Source organism: Sphaerisporangium sp. TRM90804 (genome assembly GCF_029846175.1).
Taxonomy (GTDB): Bacteria; Actinomycetota; Actinomycetes; order Streptosporangiales; family Streptosporangiaceae; genus Sphaerisporangium.
This window is the reverse complement of record NZ_JARWAC010000011.1, coordinates 259,330-277,729: the sequence shown is the minus strand read 5'-3', so window position 1 is coordinate 277,729 and position 18,400 is coordinate 259,330. Positions and strand designations below refer to the sequence as shown.

Annotated in this window: 16 protein-coding genes; 6 read left to right on the top strand and 10 right to left on the bottom strand. The window is 72.8% G+C overall.

All coding sequences use genetic code 11. From position 1 onward, the window contains the following. Nucleotides 1–56: 56 nt before the first annotated feature. A complete protein-coding gene (locus PYR91_RS16125; RefSeq protein WP_279780623.1) occupies nt 57–2,000 on the bottom strand; it encodes a hypothetical protein in 1,944 nt (647 codons plus the stop codon). Nucleotides 2,001–2,197: 197 nt separating this feature from the next. Here PYR91_RS16125 and PYR91_RS16120 point away from each other — a divergent pair, with 197 nt between their 5' ends. The 3 genes from PYR91_RS16120 to PYR91_RS16110 are packed head-to-tail and all read left to right on the top strand — an operon-like array spanning nt 2,198 to nt 4,448. Next, nucleotides 2,198–2,887, top strand: coding sequence for a hypothetical protein (locus tag PYR91_RS16120; RefSeq protein ID WP_279780622.1), 690 nt, complete (start codon nt 2,198–2,200; stop codon nt 2,885–2,887). Further along, entirely contained in the window at nt 2,884–3,525 is a 642-nt protein-coding gene (locus PYR91_RS16115; RefSeq protein WP_279780621.1) for a hypothetical protein, read from the top strand. Before PYR91_RS16120 ends, PYR91_RS16115 begins: the two co-directional genes overlap by 4 nt. After that, the gene (locus tag PYR91_RS16110) at nt 3,525–4,448 is read left to right on the top strand and encodes a hypothetical protein (RefSeq protein WP_279780620.1); all 924 of its coding nucleotides are present in this window, start codon (nt 3,525–3,527) and stop codon (nt 4,446–4,448) included. The genes PYR91_RS16115 and PYR91_RS16110 overlap by 1 nt, the downstream gene beginning before the upstream one ends. On the opposite strand, the gene PYR91_RS16105 is transcribed toward PYR91_RS16110, so the two are convergent. From PYR91_RS16105 to PYR91_RS16070, 8 genes are all read right to left on the bottom strand, one after another. Continuing rightward, complete coding sequence (locus tag PYR91_RS16105) at nt 4,333–5,727, bottom strand: hypothetical protein (RefSeq protein WP_279780619.1); 1,395 nt, start codon at nt 5,725–5,727, stop codon at nt 4,333–4,335. The genes PYR91_RS16110 and PYR91_RS16105 overlap by 116 nt on opposite strands. 123 nt (nt 5,728–5,850) lie before the next feature. Then, complete coding sequence (locus PYR91_RS16100; protein WP_279780618.1) at nt 5,851–6,150, bottom strand: DUF1416 domain-containing protein; 300 nt, start codon at nt 6,148–6,150, stop codon at nt 5,851–5,853. Next, nucleotides 6,147–6,986: a sulfurtransferase gene (locus PYR91_RS16095; RefSeq protein WP_279780617.1), complete on the bottom strand. Its 840-nt coding sequence runs from the start codon at nt 6,984–6,986 to the stop codon at nt 6,147–6,149. Before PYR91_RS16095 ends, PYR91_RS16100 begins: the two co-directional genes overlap by 4 nt. A gap of 14 nt (nt 6,987–7,000) precedes the next feature. Beyond that, entirely contained in the window at nt 7,001–7,408 is a 408-nt protein-coding gene (locus tag PYR91_RS16090; RefSeq protein ID WP_279780616.1) for a DUF4395 domain-containing protein, read from the bottom strand. 208 nt (nt 7,409–7,616) lie between these two features. Continuing rightward, the gene (locus PYR91_RS16085; RefSeq protein WP_279780776.1) at nt 7,617–7,946 is read right to left on the bottom strand and encodes a thioredoxin family protein; all 330 of its coding nucleotides are present in this window, start codon (nt 7,944–7,946) and stop codon (nt 7,617–7,619) included. 151 nt (nt 7,947–8,097) lie between these two features. Continuing rightward, entirely contained in the window at nt 8,098–8,946 is an 849-nt protein-coding gene (locus tag PYR91_RS16080; protein ID WP_279780615.1) for a zf-HC2 domain-containing protein, read from the bottom strand. Continuing rightward, nucleotides 8,943–9,455, bottom strand: a complete 513-nt coding sequence (locus PYR91_RS16075; RefSeq protein ID WP_279780775.1) for a sigma-70 family RNA polymerase sigma factor — start codon at nt 9,453–9,455, stop codon at nt 8,943–8,945. Before PYR91_RS16075 ends, PYR91_RS16080 begins: the two co-directional genes overlap by 4 nt. A 31-nt stretch (nt 9,456–9,486) precedes the next feature. Then, complete coding sequence (locus PYR91_RS16070; RefSeq protein ID WP_279780614.1) at nt 9,487–10,164, bottom strand: DUF2993 domain-containing protein; 678 nt, start codon at nt 10,162–10,164, stop codon at nt 9,487–9,489. Between the two features lie 696 nt (nt 10,165–10,860). Between PYR91_RS16070 and PYR91_RS16060 the strand changes: the two genes are divergently transcribed. Continuing rightward, the gene (locus PYR91_RS16060) at nt 10,861–11,580 is read left to right on the top strand and encodes a response regulator transcription factor (RefSeq protein WP_279780612.1); all 720 of its coding nucleotides are present in this window, start codon (nt 10,861–10,863) and stop codon (nt 11,578–11,580) included. A gap of 109 nt (nt 11,581–11,689) precedes the next feature. Here the strand turns inward: PYR91_RS16060 and PYR91_RS16055 are convergent, their stop codons facing one another. Next, nucleotides 11,690–13,402 (bottom strand): bifunctional metallophosphatase/5'-nucleotidase, encoded by a 1,713-nt coding sequence (locus tag PYR91_RS16055; RefSeq protein ID WP_279780611.1) that lies wholly within the window; start codon nt 13,400–13,402, stop codon nt 11,690–11,692. A gap of 100 nt (nt 13,403–13,502) precedes the next feature. Here PYR91_RS16055 and mshD point away from each other — a divergent pair, with 100 nt between their 5' ends. After that, complete coding sequence (gene mshD / locus PYR91_RS16050; RefSeq protein WP_279780610.1) at nt 13,503–14,474, top strand: mycothiol synthase; 972 nt, start codon at nt 13,503–13,505, stop codon at nt 14,472–14,474. 153 nt (nt 14,475–14,627) lie between these two features. Beyond that, entirely contained in the window at nt 14,628–18,380 is a 3,753-nt protein-coding gene (locus tag PYR91_RS16045) for a tetratricopeptide repeat protein (protein ID WP_279780609.1), read from the top strand. The last annotated feature ends 20 nt before the right edge of the window (nt 18,381–18,400 follow it).

Genomic DNA, 18,400 nt, shown 5'->3' with positions numbered 1-18,400 from the left:
CTGCATATCAAGTCGATGACCCCGGCGCCATCAACGTTTGCCAGGGGATTACCCGTTCAATGCGTTCTCCTCCAGTCGAGCCGCTCCGGCGGCGGCCCCAGGTTGGGCGGGAAGGCCTCCTCGGGCAGCACCTCCTCGGGCTCGGGCGGGGCCAGCGTGACGCGGCGGACCTCCTCGAACTCCCCCAGCGTGGTCTTGGGGAAGGTGAGGATGGCGGGGTTGGCGTCGGCGAGCCGCACCTGGCGGCCGTCGGCCGTGGCGTGGGTGACGATCACAGACGTGGTGGGGAGCTGCTGGAGCTGGTGCGGCTCCACCAGGAACTCCCGGCTGCGGTGCAGCACCCGCTCCTCCCCCATGGCCTTGCTCGCGCTGCGCCCCCACTCGGTCGACTCGGTGATGCCCTCCTTCAGGCCGCCCTCGCCCTTCTCCTCCTCCTCGGGGCCGGTGCGACCCGCCCCCTCGCGCACGGTGGAGGTGTAGGAGCCGTTCAGGCCGTCGACGGCCGGGTTGATCGTCTCGGTGAGCTGGGCCAGCTCCAGACGGTGCTCGGTGCCCATGTGCTCGCTCGCCACGCGGGCGTCCTCGGCGTTGCCCAGTCGCATGAACGCGACGGCGGCGTGGCCGCGGCCCAGGCGCTCCCTGACGGTGGGGGTGAGCGAGCGGTAGGTGAGCACCAGGCCGGTCTGGGAGGTCTCGCAGGCGTCCATGAGGCGGTCGAGGACGTCGCCGCGCAGCTTGTCGGCGCCCGCCACGATGATCGTGTGGTACCAGGGCCGCGCGGACGCCGGCGACTGCCGCAGGATGTGGGTGAGCGCGGTGGCGACGTAGGTGCCCAGCACCCGGTTGCCGAAGACGCCCGCCTGGCGGTCCATGGAGACCACCCGCAGGCGCGCGGGCGGCAGCCGCACGGCCTCGGAGCCGAGCGTCTCCAGCTTGCGCAGCTGCGACTCCAGCGCCCAGGCCCGCTCGATGACCACGCGGTCGGTGACGCCGCGGCCGAACAGGGTGCCGATGCGCTCCAGTTGGGTGGCGGTCAGCAGGCCGTACCGCAGGTCGTCGCGCGGGTCGCCCACCTGGGCGAGCGCGCGCAGCGCGGCGGTCACCTGGTTGATCGTGGCGTTCTCCCCCAGGACCTCAAGCACCCTTTCGAGGATCGCGTTGTCGAAGCTCAGGTCGCGGGTGGTGCGGTGCTCCTCGCTGACGCTCACCACGTGCGCCAGCACGTCGGCGAACGCCTCGGGTGGCAACGTGGCGCCGAGGTCGAGCCGCGGCAGGTCGACCGGCAGGACCCAGACCAGGGGGTCGTCCCCGCCGCGCTTGGCCAGCTCGATCAGGTCTTTGGCGATGGCGCCCTCGGACAGGTCGAGCACGGTGAGGTGGCCGCCGGTGTACAGCCTGGTGGCGCCGATCAGGGTGATCAGCGCCGACCAGCCGGGCAGCGTGCCGCCGGCGACGTCGATGCGGTCGATCTCGTCGGGGACGGCCACGGCGTACCAGTTGAGCTGGCGGTCGTAGCGCTCCTTCTTCTCGGCCCACTGGCGGTAGCGCTCGGCGTGGTCCTCCTGGGCGTCGAACAGCCGGCGCTCGCGGTGCTCGCGGCGCAGCTCGGCCCGCGCCTCCTGCTCCCTGATGCGCGAGCGCAGGGCACGCTCGCCCTGGTGGACGGCGTACCCGCAGATCAGGGTGATGCCGCCGGTGGCGGCCAGGCCGATGACGGCGAACGGCCAGCCGATCACCTCGCTGAGGCCGAGCACGAGGATGAGGACGGCCAGCAGCGCCATGAAGATGCCGACGATCTTCACCGGGCGGTTGAGCAGATCCTCCTGGAGGCGCTCCCTGCGCACCCACGACGGGTCGACCGCCTCGGGCTCCTCGGGGATCTCCTGGGGGGAGGGACGCTTGGGCGGCGGGCCGGGATCGGCGTGCAGCAGGGCGTACTGCCAGCCCAGGTAGATGCGGTCAGCCTGCAACTGCGCCTGCTCTGGGTGCACGTCCGCCACCGGACCTCCACCTGTCCATCCTCGCGGGGAGCTCTCCGGCTCGTGCCCGTGGTCGCTCTCCGACGGAGACAGCGTATGAGCTGGATCTCGTATTCGGGCATGGTTCTCGCCATTCGGACCGAATTCCTGACACCCTGACGCCCCCGCTGGGACGAATGAGGCGGAAGCGATGCAAGCAGCGACTACCATCCTGTGCCATGACGCCCACTCCGCCCACCGCGCGGCGCCGGAGAGCGGTGCTCGTCCCGGTGCTGGCGGTGCTGGCCGCAGTGGCCCTGGGGGCGGGCGCCGCGTTCGGCGGCCTGGAGGAGGCCCCCAAGGAGCAGCCCCGGCGGCTCGGCAAGGGCGCGACGCTCGACCAGGGCCAGATGAGCACCCGTTTCGTCGACGCCGTGGTCCGCCCCGGCGGCGAAGGCGCGCCCGGCGTCCCCGGCAAGCGCTACCTCCAGCTCCACCTGCGGGTCACCAACCAGGACTCCCGCACGATCTCGGCGCAGGCGATGGACCGCGCCCTGCCGACGGTGCGCACGGACGGCAAGGTGTTCAAGACCCTCCAGGACTCCCGCACCGTCGGCGTCAGCCCCCACATCGTCGTCAAGGACGCCGACCCGGATCACTACTACAGCCAGCTCCCCCCGGGCGTGCCCACCGACGTCATCCTCTCCTTCGAGATGCCCCCGGGCCGCGCGGCGCCGAAGACCGTCCAGATCGACGCCGTCTCCTTCGAGTGGCGCGAGAGCTTCTTCTGGCGCACCCACTCGTGGTCGGTGGTGAGCGAGCCGGCACCCCAGCCCGCCGCCGGGCCGGGCGCGAACGCGGCGGCCACCCGCTACGTGCCGGTCGTCGCCGCCCGCGTCGAACTGCCGGCCCGCGAGGAGACGGCGTGACGACGCGACCCGCCGCCCCCGAGTCCCCGCCCGCGGCGACCCCCGCCAAGGTGCCGGTGTGGCGCAGGCTCGTGGCCGCCGTCGCCGGGCTCGCCCTGGTGGCCGCCGCCGTCTACGTGCGGAGCCTGACGCTCACCCCCGACCAGCTGGACGACCCGATCACCGCCTCCGGCGGCATGAGCCAGGAGGTCGACACCGACCTGTTCTCCGCCCGCCTTGAGCGGGTGGAGTTCGCCCGCTCCGTGCTGGTCAAGAAGGAGTTCGGCACCGACCGCGCCACGCCGGGCCAGGTCTTCCTGGTCGCCAAGGTGGGCGCCACCGCCCCCCGGCGGCCCATCCAGCTCCACTCGCACCTGCTCACCGCCGACGGCCTGCGGTTCGCCGCCAGCGACCGCGTCCCCGACACCGCGACGCTGGCCTGGAGGTGGATCCAGCCGGGGTGGTGGCGCTCGGGCTACTACTTCTTCGACGTACCCGCCGACAAGGTGGCCGGGGCCCGGGTGGTCGTCTCCAAGCAGGAGCACACCCTGTACGGCGACCAGTTCTACGCGGAGGCGGCCTTCGACATGGGCCTGGACGCGGCCGGCGCCCGGCGGCTCGTGGGCGCCGCCAAGGACGTCTTCGAGGTGAGCGGCTGATGAGCGACCGGGATCCCGGCGACACCGGCGTCTGGCGGCACCCCGCGGCCGGGGAGCCGTCGTGGTTCACCCCGCCCCGGCGCGTGCCGCGCCCCGACGCCCGCGTGTGGCCGCCGCCCGAGCAGGAGGCCCGCTCCACCTCCACGGTGCCGATCCCCGCCGTCCAGGACGGTCCGGCGCCGCGCCGCCGCACGTGGCCGCCGCCCGTCCCCGAGCCCGCGCCCCCGTTCGAGCGGGCGCCCGCGCGCGAGACGGCGCCCGAGACGGCGCCCTCGCGCGAGTCCGCGGCGCCCCGGCGCGAACCGGCGCCCCGGCGCGAACCGGCGCCCCGGCGTGAGCCGGCGTCCGCGCCGGAACCCGCCACCGGCCAGGCCGAAGAGCCCGAGCCCGCGGGGTCGCGGCGCCGCCGGCGTCCGATGCCACGGTCGGCGAAGGTGGGGCTGCGGCTCTTCGGCGCCGCCGGGCTCGCGGTGGCGCTCATCGGCGTCCTGGGCTACGACGAGCTGCGGCGGTACGAGCTGCAGCACCCGCCCGCCCAGGTGCGGCACATCCCGCAGGTCCGCCCCGCCACGCTGGGGAACGCCGAGTGGCGGGTCGTCTCCATGGCGCCGGCCGCCGACCAGGACGACGACATCGCGGAGCGGCTGATGGTGCAGGTCGACCTGGAGGCCACCGCGCTCAACGACGAAGGCACCTTCGTCGTCACCACGCCGCCCGGGTTCCTGCTGACCGACGCGGCGGGACGCGCGTGGCTCGCCCAGGTGTGGAAGGCGCCCGAGAAGCTGGTGCCGGGCACACCGGGCAGGTTCAGCCTGCTCGGGGCGGTCCCGAGGGAACTGGCCGGGCAGGTCGAGTTGGAAGTGTGGCCGACCGAGCTGCAGGCGCTGGACGCCTCGGGAGAGGCTCTGCACTTCGACCGGTGACCGCCTGCTCGGCCGGCGCGGCGCGCCCCCGCCGTCCCGCGCTCGCGGCGACGTCGAACGTCGCGGCGAGCAGGCAGACGATCAGCACCGTCGCCGCGAAGTCGGTGCCGAGCTCGGCGAACTGCAGGATGACGTTCCAGTACGTCAGCGGGTGGTCGGTGCCCACCAGGTAGGCGACGCCGCGCATCGCGTAGCCCTCGCCGACCCTGATCGCGACGAAGCAGAGCGCGAACAGGCCGAACAGCGGGGCCCCGCCGCGCACGGCCAGGCGCACGGTGTTGGCCAGCGCCACCCAGTGCGCCCACCGGCCGAAGAGACGGGTGAGCGTGCGGCGGGTGAGGGAGTGGGTGCGCGCGGCGAAGACCTGCTCGGCCTCGGTGGCGCGGTTCTCCAGCCGGGTGCCGCTGATCACGGCCCTGGCGTCCTCGGCGTAGGCGCCGTACATGAGGATCGCGACGGTCAGCCACACCGCGGGCAGCACCAGCGCGTCCCATGCGTACGGCCAGACGGTGGCGACGGCCTCGGTGAAGGCCTTCCAGCCCGGGACGCTCAGCGCGAGGTCGGCCATCAGGTCGTGCCACCAGACCATGGCGAGCCGGTCTTCGAGCCAGTCGCCGCGCGAGGCGACCACCTGGACGCCGTAGTAGAAGAACCCGAGCTCGCAGAAGGCGAGCGCGACGGCCGCCAGGCGCCCCGCGCGCCGCTCCTGCCAGAAGGTGCAGGCGAACCGGCCGAGGAACGCCGCCACCATGATCGCGGCCGTGGTGGTCAGGCTGAGGTCCGTGAGCCCGGTGGCGGTGTCGGGGGTGGGGCCGCCGAAGGCGTTGCCGAAGGCACCGAGGGCGCCCAGCTCCCCGCTCTGCCGTTCGACGTCGGTGGTGAGGAAGTCGCGCACGTCGTCCACGTGCCAGCCCCACGCCAGGTAGAGCGCCACGAACGGCACGATCACGCGGTTGAGGACGTCGACGAACCGCTCGTCCTCCTGGCCGTCGGCGCGCCGCGCCCGGATCTCCGACAGGGAGCCGCGCAGCGAGTAGAACATGCCGACGTTCACCAGCAGGAACGCCATCACCACGACGATGAAGAGCAGCATCGTGAGCGCGAGGCGAAGGTCGCGCATCGAGCCGTGGGAGACCTCCGTGGCCGCCACCAGCAGGCCGAACCGCACGAGTTCTCCCGCCGAGTACCACATGACCAGGGGCAGGATGCACCGGCCGGCCAGCCGCAGGGTGTGCCACGGCAACGACCAGACAGAAGGGGTGCGGATGGACTCGGACATCCGGTGCATCCTATCGACGGGTCACATCAGTCGCACCGGCAACAGGACAGCGGACGTCGCGGGGGAGGGAAAAAGCGGCACGGCCGGGGCGAAGGATCGCCACCGGCCGCGCGGAGCCGTTCGTCAGACGGAGACCTGGAGCTGGGCCACCTCGCCGAGGCGGGCCTCGACGGCGATGTCCTTGCTGACGCCGCCGCTCGCGATGATGCGGACCGTCCAGGAGCCGGGGCCGGCGAAGAAGCGGAAGACGCCCTCGTCGGAGACCACGACCTCACCGGTGAACTCGCCGGAGTCGTCGAGCAGGCGGGCGTAGGCCCGGCCGGCGCCGGTGACGACTCCCTGGATCACGGCCTGGCCGGCCAGATCGATGCCGGCCGGCAGCGCGACGGTCTGCTCCGGTGCGGCGCACCCGTTGGCGGTCATCGGGCCTCCCCCAGCTCGATCGGCACGCCCACGAGCGAGCCGTATTCGGTCCATGAACCGTCGTAGTTCTTCACGTTCGCCTGGCCGAGGATCTCGTGCAGGACGAACCAGGTGTGCGCGGAGCGCTCGCCGATGCGGCAGTAGGCGATGGTGTCCTTGCCGAAGTCGACCCCGGCGGCGCCGTACAGCTCGCGCAGCTCGTCGTCGGAGCGGAAGGTGCCGTCGTCGTTGGCCGCCTTGGACCACGGGATGTTGCGCGCGGTCGGGATGTGCCCGCCCCGCTGCGCCGCCTCCTGCGGAAGGTGCGCCGGGGCCAGCAGCTTGCCGCTGAATTCGTCGGGCGAGCGGACGTCGACGAGGTTGAGCTTGCCGATGGCCGCCACGACGTCGTCGCGGAAGGCGCGGATCGAGGAGTCCTGGTCGCCGGCGGTGTACTGCGTCGCGGGACGCGACGGCGCGTCGGTCACCAGCTCGCGGGAGTCGAGCTCCCACTTCTTGCGGCCGCCGTCGAGCAGCCGGACGTTCTCGTGCCCGTACAGCTTGAAGTACCAGTAGGCGTACGCGGCGAACCAGTTGTTGTTGCCGCCGTACAGGACCACCGTGTCGTCGTTCGCGATCCCCCGGGACGACAGCAGGGCCTGGAAGCCCTCGCGGTCGACGAAGTCACGGCGGACGGGGTCCTGGAGGTCCTGCTTCCAGTCGATCTTGACGGCGCCACGGATGTGGCCCTTGTCGTACGCACTGGCGTCCTCGTCGACCTCGACGAGCACCACGCCTGGGGTGTCGAGGTTGGCCTCGACCCATTCGGCGTCCACCAGGACGGCGGAGCGGCTCATTGGAAAACCTCCGGTTATCGGGTTGCGGGAAGTAGGCGGCGGATGATCAAGTACATTTCGCAGCCCAGGCAGAAGCCGAAGGCGGCGTTGAGGAACGCGGCGAGCAGGGCCGCGGCGGTCGCGCCGAGCGCGAGAGGCGCGGCCTGTGCGAGGAACCCGATCAGCCCGACGAGCGCGAAGACCAGCCCGACCCCCTGCGCGAAGCGGGGCGGGCGGGAGTCCTCCGTCGCGGCGGGCGGGCCGAGCCTCGGCCGCACCCATCGCTTGAAGGCCAGCGCGTACGGAGAGGCGCCGGCCGCCCCGAGGGCGAACACCGCCGCCTGGGCCAGCAGGAGCCACCCGTTGCCCGTGACGAGGACGAGCGCCAGAACGAGCGTCGTGGCGGCCGCGGCGAACCGCATACCCCGTGGGTCGACCTGCATGGCGGGAAGCTCCTGAAGACCGTGCCGGAAACGCGGAGAAATCGGGCACTCGTTCAGATCATCGGCGGCTCAGAGGCCGCGAAGGACCGTCCTCAGGCGGTGCGACAGAGCGCGGTGGCTACGCGGCAGAAATCAACCGCGCGCCGCTTCGTCAGCAGCTCTGTCGAGGGATTCATGTTCACGACAGTACCCGTCGCCTTGCCATCTGTCACGTCGCGTCCGGTTCATGAGACACGGTGAATCCGAGCGCGGCTATCACGTCGGCCTTGCGTGGGTGGCCGGACGCCCTCTTCACGATTCTGCCACCGGAGTCGAGCACCAGCACCGTAGGGGTGCGCATGACGTCCAGGCGCCGAACCAGGTCGAGGCGGGACTCGGCGTCGATCTCGATGTGGCGCACGCCGTCGACCATGGCGGTGACCTCCGCCAGCACCCGCCGGGTGGCCCGGCAGGGCTGGCAGAACGCGGTGGAGAACTGCACGAGGGTGGCGCGCTCGCCGAGCTCGGCGCCGAGGTCGCCCGCCGCGACGGTGTCCATGTCACCCCTCACGTCGCGCGCGACGCCGTCGCGCCGCCGCATGATCACCCCTGCGGCCACGCCCACGGCGAGCGTCACGCACAGCACTGCCCAGCCTGCCATCGGCTGGCACAACACGGGCGTCCGGTGCGCCATTCCCGCCGCGGCGGGGTCAGGCGGGGACCCACAGCAGGCGGTCGCCCGCGGAGGAGCGGATGTCGAAGCCGACGATGCCGTCGAGGGGCAGCTCGGTGTGCCCCGTGAACGTGGCCGGCCCGCCGAGGTCGACCGTCCAGCTTCCGGCCGGCGCCTTGGTGCCGTCGGACCCGACGGCGGTCACGCGGCAGGACGTGCCGGTGGCCACGCCGGTGAGCGCGATCCGCACGGTGGTGCCCTCGCCGCCGGCGATCATGGTGACCGTCGCCCGGACGCCGTCCTCGGCCGCCTTCAGCACGACCGTGCCGGCCCGCTCCGCCTTGAGCAGCGGGGAGGGCTCCGGTGTCCGCGCGAACGGCGCTCTCTGCTCCGGCTCGGCCATCAGGGTGTCTCCGGTGGCGTCCCGGTGGCCGGACGGGGGCGTCGAGGCGGCCGCCCGGGCGGACGACGAGGCCGCGGGCGCCGCGCCGTCCCTCTCGGCCAGCAGTGGCGCCGCGGGCGCGTCGGCGGACTGGGCGGACTGGGCGGACTGCGGCGCCGTCCCTCCGGCCAGCCACGCCGTGCCGCCGACCACCACCGCGGCAGCGGACGCGGCCAGGCCCAGGAAGAGGCGGTTCATGCGCCGGCGCCGCGCCGACGCCGCGATCATGCGCCCGAGCACGGCCTGCGGCGGGCTGGCCGCCTGTTCGATGTCGGCCTCGGAGACGCGGGCCAGCAGCGCGGTGAGCCCGCCCAGCTCGGCGTACTCGGCGCGGCACGCCTCACACCCGGCCAGGTGCGCCTCGACCTGGGCGGACTCCTCGGCGTCCAGCGCGCCCATCAGGTGGGCGCCCAGCGACATCCTGACGTCCTCGCACGTGGTCATGGCGCCAGCCCCCGCTCCTCCAGCGCCAGCTTCAGCGCGCGGAGCGCGTAGTAGGTGCGCGACTTCACCGTTCCCGGCGGGATGCCGAGCACCTCCGCGGCCTCCTTCACCGACCGCCCTCGGTAGTAGGTCTCCAGGAGCACCTCGCGGTGCTCGGGGCGCAGGGTCGCTATGGCGTCGGCCACCCCCCACGACTCCACCGCGCGCTCCAGCTCGTCGTCGGCGGGGATCACGGCGAGGGCCTCGTCGCTGGTCTCCTGGGGGCGTGACCTGCGGGCCCGGTGGTGGTCGAAGACCAGGTTCCGGGCCACGGTGAACAACCACGCGCGCACCGGCCGATCGGTCAGCACGTCGGGATGCTTCCACGCCCGCAAGAGCGTCTCCTGTACCACGTCCTCCGCCTTGCCCGGGTCGCCCGTCAATCGCAACACGTAACCGTAGAGCGACCCCGCGTGCTCATCGAAGAGCGACCTGATCAGCTGCTCGTCGGCGGTTCCGGCGGGGGTCACGTCCTCACGACGTACGGCGGCGGCGTCCGGTTCACGCACGCAGCGGCACGTCCGTGGCGGTGCCCTCGACGGCCAGCCCTTCGGAGGTGGTGCGCACCTTCTCGATCTTCAGGTTGAGCGGGAGGTCCTTGACGGGCACGGTGAAGCTCATGAGCTTGGCGGCGTCGGGCACCTGGATGCCGTTGACGTTCTCGGGCGTCAGGCGCACGCCGCCGGGGATGACGTCGATCTTCACCTTGGCGGTGACCGGGACGGCGACGCCGGAGACGTTCAGGTTCCCCGCGACGTTCAGGGTGTCGTCGCCGTTGCCCTTGATGCTCAGCCCCTGCGGCGCCCGGGCGTCCAGGGTCTCCTTGGAGATGACGACGGTGCCGGTGACCCGCTCGGCGCGGATGTCGGCGGTGGCGGCGTCCATCAGCAGGTCGGTCAGCGGGGCGCGCACGCCGTGCAGGACGGCGTCCACGCTGCTGAGCTTGGCGCCGTCGGGTGTGGTCACCTCGCCCATCTTGACGCCGATCTCCTCGTAGCGCCCGGCGACCGCCTGGGTGAGGAAGGGGATGCCGCGCACGTCGACCGTCGGCGGGGTGGGCAGGTCGTACTGGGCGGCCACCTGCTTGGCGACCTCGCGCTCCACACCGGACACGGCCACGCGGTCGAGCACGGCCAGGAGCACGCCGAGCACGATCAGGAACACCACGAATTTGCGCATCCGACTCCTTCGAGATGTCCGCCCGAGATCACATTATCCCGGGGGCAGACACCCACTCCCCCAGGTGCGGGCCGTGAAACGCCCGTGCGACACGCGCGGTCCGGCCATGAAACCCGCGCGTAATCAGCGAAGACGGCACGACGGCGTTAGCCTCCCGCGAAAGGGGGAAGCACCTCCACGGTGGCACCCTCGGGCAGCTCCACCGTGTCAGGGTCTCGCGTGCCCGCGGGATGGCCGTCGACGAGGAAGGAGGAGCGGCTCAGGACACGCGGCAGGTCCGGATTACTATGATTTTGTGTGATAAATAACACCAAATCGCCGAGGGTTCTCGCCTCGAACGACTCCTCGGCCAACCCGGCGGCGTCCTTCGCCGCAGCCCAGTACCGCACCACACCCCGCGCCATCAGCGACCTCCGTGTCACCTTCCCGGGCGTCCAGCACCCCCCGGTCACCCACCGTGACGTGTCGGTTACGGTTATTTCCCACGTGACGGGACGTTCACCGGCGGGCGCCCTCTGGACGCGACTTTCCTGTGGGCTATCCTCACCTACTGACGGGACCTGGGCGACGTAGCCCCCGGGTCCTTTACGTGTTTGTACGGCTCTCGCCGTCACAACGCGGGGAGGAGGCGATGCGGTGAGTGAGCGAAGCCGCGCCGTCCCCATGCCCCGGTCGGCCTCTGGACGAGGAGGTGCTGTGAGTAATCTGCTGCTGCTCACCAACGCGCTGGAACCATCTGCTGAGGTTCTGCCCGCGCTCGGTCTGCTGCTCCACTCGGTGCGGGTCGCCCCCGCGGAGGCGTCGGCGCTGATCGACGCTCCACCCGCCGACGCCGTGCTGGTGGACGCGCGACGGGAGCTGGTGCACGCCAAGAGCCTCTGCCGTCTGCTGCGCACCACGGGGATCGACTGCCCGCTGATGGTCATCGTGACCGAAGGCGGCCTCGCCGCCATGACGGCCGAATGGGGAGCCGATGACGTCCTCCTCGACACGGCCGGTCCGGCGGAGGTCGAGGCGCGCCTGCGGCTGGCGGTCGGGCGCATGTCCATCTCCGCCAGCGAGGAGGTGCCCGACGAGATCCGCAGCGGCGACCTGTCGATCGACGAGGCCACCTACACGGCCCGCCTGCGCACCCGCGCGCTCGACCTCACCTTCAAGGAGTTCGAGCTGCTCAAGTACCTCGCGCAGCACCCGGGACGAGTCTTCACCCGCGCCCAGCTCCTGCAGGAGGTCTGGGGGTACGACTACTTCGGCGGCACTCGCACCGTGGACGTCCACGTGCGGCGGCTGCGCGCCAAGCTCGGCGCCGAGTACGAGTCGCTGATCGGCACCGTGCGCAACGTCGGCTACCGCTTCGTGCCCGACCGCGGCGGCGAGCAGGCCGAGGAGCGCGAGCCCGCGCCCGCCCACCACTGACCCCACCGCCCCGCGTCCCGAGGCCGGGGACCGCTCACGCACCGTCGCGTGGAGCGGTCCCGGGCGCCGCGGACCGCGCCCCCGTCCGAGGGCGCGGCCCGAGCGGGATCTAGCCGGCGACCGTGATGCGGCCGACGACGGGCGGGGCGACCGGCGAGTGCGCCTCGAAGTAGGCGACCAGCGCGTCGATGTCCAGCGGCCCGCTCCACAGGCCGGTGCCCTGGGTGAAGACGCTGAAGCCGTCACCGCCTCCGACGAGGAAGTTGTTGGCCGCGACGCGGATCGCCTGCGTGTCGGTCACGGCCGTGCCGTTGACCTTGATCTCCGACACCCGCGAGCCGATCGGCTGCGACAGGTTCATCGTGTAGGTCAGCGACGCCGAGGGCTGCAGGATGCGCACCGTCGCGCCGCCGTTCTGCCACTGCTGCTCCAGCAGCGCGTCGAGCTGCGCCCCCGTCAGCGTGACCACCTGCATCAGGTTGTTGAACGGCTGCACGGCGAACGCCTCGCCGTAGGTGACGACGCCGTTCCCCTCCGACCCGCTCTGCGCGAAGGTGAGGTCGGTGCGGACGCCGCCCGGGTTCATCAGCGCCACCTCGGCCTGGCCGCCGGCCCGCGTGGCCTCCAGCTGCGCGTCGGCGATCAGGATGCCCAGCGGGGTCTCGCCCGAGGGCGAGGCCGGGCGGCCGATGTCGGCCGTGATCTGCCCGATCTCCCGGTTGGCGACGGCCGCCACCCGGTCCTTCCAGGTCTGCACGAACTGCGTGATCTGCGGGTCGGCGACGACATCGCGGGTGACGACGTTGTTGTCCGGCGCCACCGAAGAGCGGACGATCTCGCCGGTCTTCTTGTCCACCTGGAAGTCGATCTTCGTCAGCACGCGGCCGAACGACGAGCCCTGGGTGTAGTAGCGGTCCTGGCCCGCCGGGTCCTTGGTCTTGCAGATGTACGCCTGGTGGGAGTGGCCCATGACGACCAGGTCGACGTCCGCGCTGAGGCCCGAGGCGATGCGCGAGCCCGCGCCGGGGGTGACGGGGCAGGCGTCCGGGCTCTGGTTCGGGGTGATCGAGTCGCCCTCGTGCACGAGCGCCACGATGGCCTTGACGCCCTGGCGCCGCAGCAGCGCCGCCGCGCGGTTGCCCGACTCGACCTCCTCGGCGAAGCGCAGGCCCTCGATGCCGGCCGAGGAGACGATCGTCGGGGTGGTCTGGGTGACCAGCCCGATGAAGCCGACCTTGACCCCGTTGACCTTCTGGATCGAGGTGGGCGGCAGCGCGAACCTGTCGTTCTTCTCCTTCAGGACGTTGGCGCCGACGTACTCGTACTTGGCGCCCTTCCACCGGCCGGCCGGGGAGCAGCCGTCGGTGGGGTGGCAGCCGCCGTCCTGGATGCGCCTGAGCTCGGTGATGCCCTCGTCGAACTCGTGGTTGCCGACCGAGGAGACGTCCAGGCCCAGCTTGCCGAGCAGCTCGACGGTGGGCTCGTCGTGGTAGGCGGCCGAGATCAGCGGCGTGGCGCCGATGAGGTCGCCGGCGGCCACCACGGCGGTGTCCTTGTTGACCAGCGACTTGAGGTGGGTGGCCATGTACGCCGCGCCGCCCGCCGGGACCGACGTCCCCGCCTCGTTCACGATGGCGCCGCTGGAACCGGTCGGGGGCTCCAGGTTGCCGTGGAAGTCGTTGATGGCGACCAGCCGGACCGGAACGGTCTTGGCGGGTTTGGTGGGTTTGGGGTGCGCCGACGCGGGAGCGACGGCCAACGCTAGACCGGTGGCGGCGATGATGCCCGCCACGGATACGCGCATGAGCGATCGAGAGGTCATAACCATCGAGGCTAGAGAGGTCAGCTCAGCGGGGAATGACGGGAAGGCAACAAATTACCCCACCGGAAGGTGGCGTCTTCTGCCACATTAGGGTTCGACCATGAACGTGCGCGTCGATATCCGCGACCGGCTGGCCGACCGGGAGGTGGCCGCCGTGGTCGCGCTGGTCGATTCCGCCACCGAGGCCGACTCCGTCAAGCCGCTGAACGAGCACGTCATGCTCCACCTGCGCTACGGGGGCGATCCGGGGGCGAAGGCCGTGCTCCTGTACGACGGCGACGATCTGGTGGGCTTCGCCCACATCGACCCCACCGACCAGGTCGAGGGGCCGAGCGGCGAGCTGGTGATCCATCCCGCGTTCCGCCGCCGGGGCCTCGGGCGCAAGCTGCTGGAGGCGACGCTTGCCGAGGCCGGCGGCAGGCTGCGCCTGTGGGCGCACGGCGACCACACGGCCGCCGGGCATCTGGCGTCCTCGCTGGGGTTCACCCGGGTGCGCTCGCTGTGGCAGATGCGACGCTCGCTGTCGGAGGCCGTCCCCGGCGCCGAGATGCCGCCCGGCATACGCCTGCGCACGTTCGAGCCCGGCGCCGACGAGGAGGCGTGGCTGCGGCTGAACGCCCGCGCGTTCGCCCACCACCCCGAGCAGGGGGCCTGGACCCTCGACGACCTGACGCGCCGCGAGCAGGAGCCCTGGTTCGACCCCGCCGGGTTCTTCCTCGCCGTCCGCGAGACCCCGCGCACCGACGTCCCGGCCGATCCCGGCGCCCCGGCCGGCCCCGACGGCGGGCGGCCGTTGGCCGGGTTCCACTGGACGAAGGTGCACGGCGACGAGGACCACGACTCCCACGGCCACAACGCCATCGGCGAGGTCTACGTGGTGGGGGTGGACCCCACGGAGCGCGGCTCCGGCCTGGGCAGGGCGCTGACGCTGGCGGGCCTGGCCCACCTGCGATCCCGCGGTCTTCCCGAGGTCATGCTGTACGTGGACGAGGACAACCCCTCGGCCATCCGCCTGTACGAGGGCCTCGGCTTCACCCGGTGGGACGTCGACGTGATGTACCGCCACCGCTGACCGCCTCGCGGGCCTCCGTCCACGGCCCGTCTTATGTGGATGTGTCACTGCGATGTGTCAATTGACACATCTCCCGCCGGAAAGGACGTTCACCCTGTAAGTCCGCGCGTACTTCGCGTGGGCCCGCCCGCCGCCGACCCCAGCGGAGGCCACGTGAACGGCTTCAACCCGGCAGGCCCCGGCACCTTCTGGTCCCTGCTCGGCCGGATCGAACGCGAGTCCCTGCACGCCATCGGCTGGGTCAGGGAGTTCGCGCCGCGCGAGACCCTCGGCGACCGCGACGCCCTGCCCGACAGCGTCACCGTCCTGCTCGACGGCTACGCCAAAGAGGTCTACGGCTCCGCCGAGGGCGACGAGTCGATCATAGAGATCTTCGGCCCCGGGCACCTGGAGGGCGAGCTGACCCTGTGGGACTGCCCGCAACGGGGCCGCATCGAGACGCTGACCCCCGTACGCGTCCTGCAGGTGCCCAAGGACCGGTTCGTCAACTTCCTGGCCCAGGAGCTGTCCGCCGGCAGCGCGCTGATGAAGAGCCTCGGGCACCGCCGGGTGCTCGCCGCCCGGCGGCGCGCGCCCGGCCCCGGCGTGCGCGCCCCGGCGCGGATCGCCCTGCACCTGATCGAGCTGGCCCTGCGCTTCGGACGCCCCCTCGGCACCGGCACGCTGATCGGCCCGCCCCTCACCCAGGCGGAGCTGGCCAGCTTCGCCGGGGTCGACCGGGTCGCCGTCGCCCGCGCCTTCCACGTCTGGCGCCCGCAGGGCCCCCGCGCCTCGTGCGCCCACCGCCACCTGGACATCGTCGAGCAGCACGGTTCCACGATCACCGTGAAGGACATGGCGGGCCTGCGCGAGGCGGCCGGGCCGTGGGCCGCGGAGTGGGAGCCGCCGCCCGCCGTCGCCGCCCCCGCCAGGCCGCCCGCCGCCACGCGGCAGATCCCGGCGATCAGGATCCCGGCGGGCGGCGGCAGCCCGGCCCAGCTCCCCCCGGAGGTGCCGTGCTTCACCGGCAGGGGCGCCAGCCTCGAAGCCCTGGACGCGATGGTCGCGGCCGCCGACCGGCCGCGGGCGGTCATCGTCGAGGGCATGGCCGGCGTCGGCAAGTCGGCCCTGGCCACGCACTGGGGCCACTCGGTGAAGGACGAGCACTTCAGCGGCGGACAGCTCTACCTCGACCTGAACGGCGCCCCCAACCGGCAGCTCACCACCGCCGAGGCGCTCGGGCGGCTCCTGCTGGGCCTGGGCCTCAGCGGCCACCAGATGCCCGTGGACGAGCACGACCTCGTCGCCCTCTACCGGCGGCACCTGGCCGACCGGCGGATGCTCGTCGTGGTCGAGAACGCCGGCGAGAACCCCGAGCTGATCCGCCCGCTGGTGCCGCCGTCCAACCGGTGCCTGCTCCTGGTCACCACCCAGGCCAAGCTCGCCGGGGAGCCCGGGCTCGCCCCCGCCGACGGCGTCGAGCCGCTGTCGCTGGACGTCATGCCCGAGGAGGAGGCGATCCAGCTGATGACCGCCGTGCTCGGGCCCGGCGACTCGCGGGTCAGGGAGAACCGCGCGGACGCCACGCGGCTGGTGCGCCAGTGCGCGATGCTGCCGCTGGCGCTGCGGATCACCGCGGCCAGGCTGGCGGAGAACCCGGCCGAGCGCATCGCCGACACCGTCCGCGACCTGGACGGGCAGGACCGGCTGTCCAAGCTCGCCCAGGACGACGAGCCGCGCGCGGCCGTGCGGCCGGCGTTCGAGGTGTCCTACCGGGCGCTGCCGCCCGACCTGCGCCGCACGTTCCGCTACCTGGGCCTGCTGCCCGGCTCGGACGCCACGGCCGAGGCCGGCGCCGCCCTGCTCGACGAGACGGCGCCCGACACGCTGGCGCGTCTGCAGGCGCTGCACCGGCTGCACCTGGTGTCCGCCGAGGGCGACCGCTTCACCGTCCACGGCCTGCTGCGGGTGTTCGCCCGGGAACGGGTTCTGCTGGAGGACAGCGAGATCGAGCGCACGGGCGCCGTCCGGCGCCTGCTCACCCACTACCTCGCCACCGCGATGCGCGCCGGCGACGCCCTCGGCCGCCCCCGGCGCCCCGCCCGCGACCGCGCCGCCAGGCCGCCGGCCGCCGAGGCGCCGGCCACGGCCTCCCGGGACGCGGAGCGGGAGCGGCACCTGGCCTGGTTCGAGAGCGAGCGCGCCAACCTCGTCGCCGCGGCGCACCAGGCCGCCCGGCACGGCCTGCACTCGTACGCGTTCAACCTCGCCGACGCGGTGTACGACTTCATGACCTCGCGCGGCTACGTCAGGGACGTCATCGACGTGCACAAGGCGGGCCTGGCCTCCGCGCAGGCCGAGGACGACTGGCCGGCCACCGCCAAGATGCTGCACCACCTGGCCATCGCGCACCGCTCGATCGGCGCGAACGTCAAGGCGCTGAGCTACGGCGAGGACGCGCGGTGGGGCTTCAGGCGGCTCGGCGACAGCCTCGGCGAGGCGGACGCGCTGGACAACCTCGCCGACGTCCGCGGCGTGCTCGGGCGCTACCGGCTCGCCATCGAGCACTCCACCGAGTCCCTGCACCTGCACCGCCGGGCCCGCAACCGGGCCGGCGAGGCCGAGGCGCTGGACACGATCTCCCAGAACCTGCGGCGGCTCGGCGAGTACGTCAGCGCCGAGGACTACGCGCTGCGCGCGCTCACCATCCGCAAGGAGATCGGCGACACGGCCGGGGAGGCCGAGACCCTGCTCAACCTCGCGCGGCTGCACTACTACTGGGGCGCTCCGCGCACGGCCGTCGTCCACGCGCTGGAGGCGCTGTCGCTGCGGGTCGACCTCGGCGGCCGGCCGCAGTCGGCCGACGCCTACCGCGAACTGGCCCGCATCCACCGCCAGGTGGGCCTGCCGGGCCTGGCGCGCCGCGACGCCGAGCAGGCGCTGCGCATCTCGCGGGCCAGCGGCGACCGGCACGGGGAGGGCGAGACCCTGATCGTGCTGGGCAAGCTGCTGCGCGACGAGGGCGCGCACGCCGAGGCGCTTTCCCGGCTGTGGCACGCCGTGCGGCTGACCCACGACATCGGCCACAAGCGCGGCCAGGCGGAGGCGCGGGCGGCCATCGGCGTCGTGTACTTCAAGCTGGGCCGGTACGCCGAGTCGCGCGAGCACCTGAACCTGGCCCTGGAGATCCGCAGGGAGATCGCCGACCGGGCCGGGGAGGCGCACGACCTGGAGAACCTCTCCCGCACGATGCGGCGCCTGGCCCGGTACGAGGACGCGCTGCAACACGGCCTGGACGCCCTGAAGCTCTGGCGCGACCTGGACGTCGCCCTGGGCGAGGCGCGGACGCTCGGCGGCCTGGCGCGCGCCTACGCGCGGCTGGGGCTGACGTGGGAGGCGCTGAACGCGGCGGAGACGTCGCTGTCCATCCACGAGCGGCAGGACGAGGGCATGGGCGTCGCCCTGGACACCATGGCCCGCATCCTGCTGCGCATGGGGCGGCCCAGGGAGGCGCTGGAGAGGGCGGTCAGGGCCGTGGGGCTCATGCGCGAGATGTGCGACCGGCAGCACGAGGGCTGCGCGACCAACAACCTGGCGCGGATCCACCTCGCCCTGGGCCACCCCGACGAGGCCGAGCGGCACGCCCGGCAGGCGCTCGACATCGTCAAGGAGGCGGGGGACCTGCGGGAACAGGCGGCGTGCCGGCACACCCTCGGGCTGGTCGCCCAGTACCGCGGCGACCACGCCGGGGCCCTGCGCGACCTGGAGGAGAACCTGCGGCTGCACCGCGAGACCGGCAACCACCTCGGCCAGGTGGAGGCCCTGACGGCGCTGCGGCTGTCGTACGAGGCGCTCGGCAACGTGCGCGAGACCCGGGAGTGCGAGCAGCGCGTCCAGAACATCCAGCGCTGGGTCGGCGGGGCGTGACCCCCGGCCGGCCGCTTACG

Coding starts and splice junctions, on each gene's coding strand:
- PYR91_RS16100 (WP_279780618.1), bottom strand. CDS start 6,150: ATGACCGCCAACGGGTGCGCCGCACCGGAGCAGACCGTCGCGCTGCCG.
- PYR91_RS16055 (WP_279780611.1), bottom strand. CDS start 13,402: ATGACCTCTCGATCGCTCATGCGCGTATCCGTGGCGGGCATCATCGCC.
- PYR91_RS16080 (WP_279780615.1), bottom strand. CDS start 8,946: ATGACCACGTGCGAGGACGTCAGGATGTCGCTGGGCGCCCACCTGATG.
- PYR91_RS16095 (WP_279780617.1), bottom strand. CDS start 6,986: ATGAGCCGCTCCGCCGTCCTGGTGGACGCCGAATGGGTCGAGGCCAAC.
- PYR91_RS16070 (WP_279780614.1), bottom strand. CDS start 10,164: ATGCGCAAATTCGTGGTGTTCCTGATCGTGCTCGGCGTGCTCCTGGCC.
- PYR91_RS16090 (WP_279780616.1), bottom strand. CDS start 7,408: ATGCAGGTCGACCCACGGGGTATGCGGTTCGCCGCGGCCGCCACGACG.
- PYR91_RS16085 (WP_279780776.1), bottom strand. CDS start 7,946: ATGGACACCGTCGCGGCGGGCGACCTCGGCGCCGAGCTCGGCGAGCGC.
- PYR91_RS16105 (WP_279780619.1), bottom strand. CDS start 5,727: ATGTCCGAGTCCATCCGCACCCCTTCTGTCTGGTCGTTGCCGTGGCAC.
- PYR91_RS16110 (WP_279780620.1), top strand. CDS start 3,525: ATGAGCGACCGGGATCCCGGCGACACCGGCGTCTGGCGGCACCCCGCG.
- mshD (WP_279780610.1), top strand. CDS start 13,503: ATGAACGTGCGCGTCGATATCCGCGACCGGCTGGCCGACCGGGAGGTG.
- PYR91_RS16120 (WP_279780622.1), top strand. CDS start 2,198: ATGACGCCCACTCCGCCCACCGCGCGGCGCCGGAGAGCGGTGCTCGTC.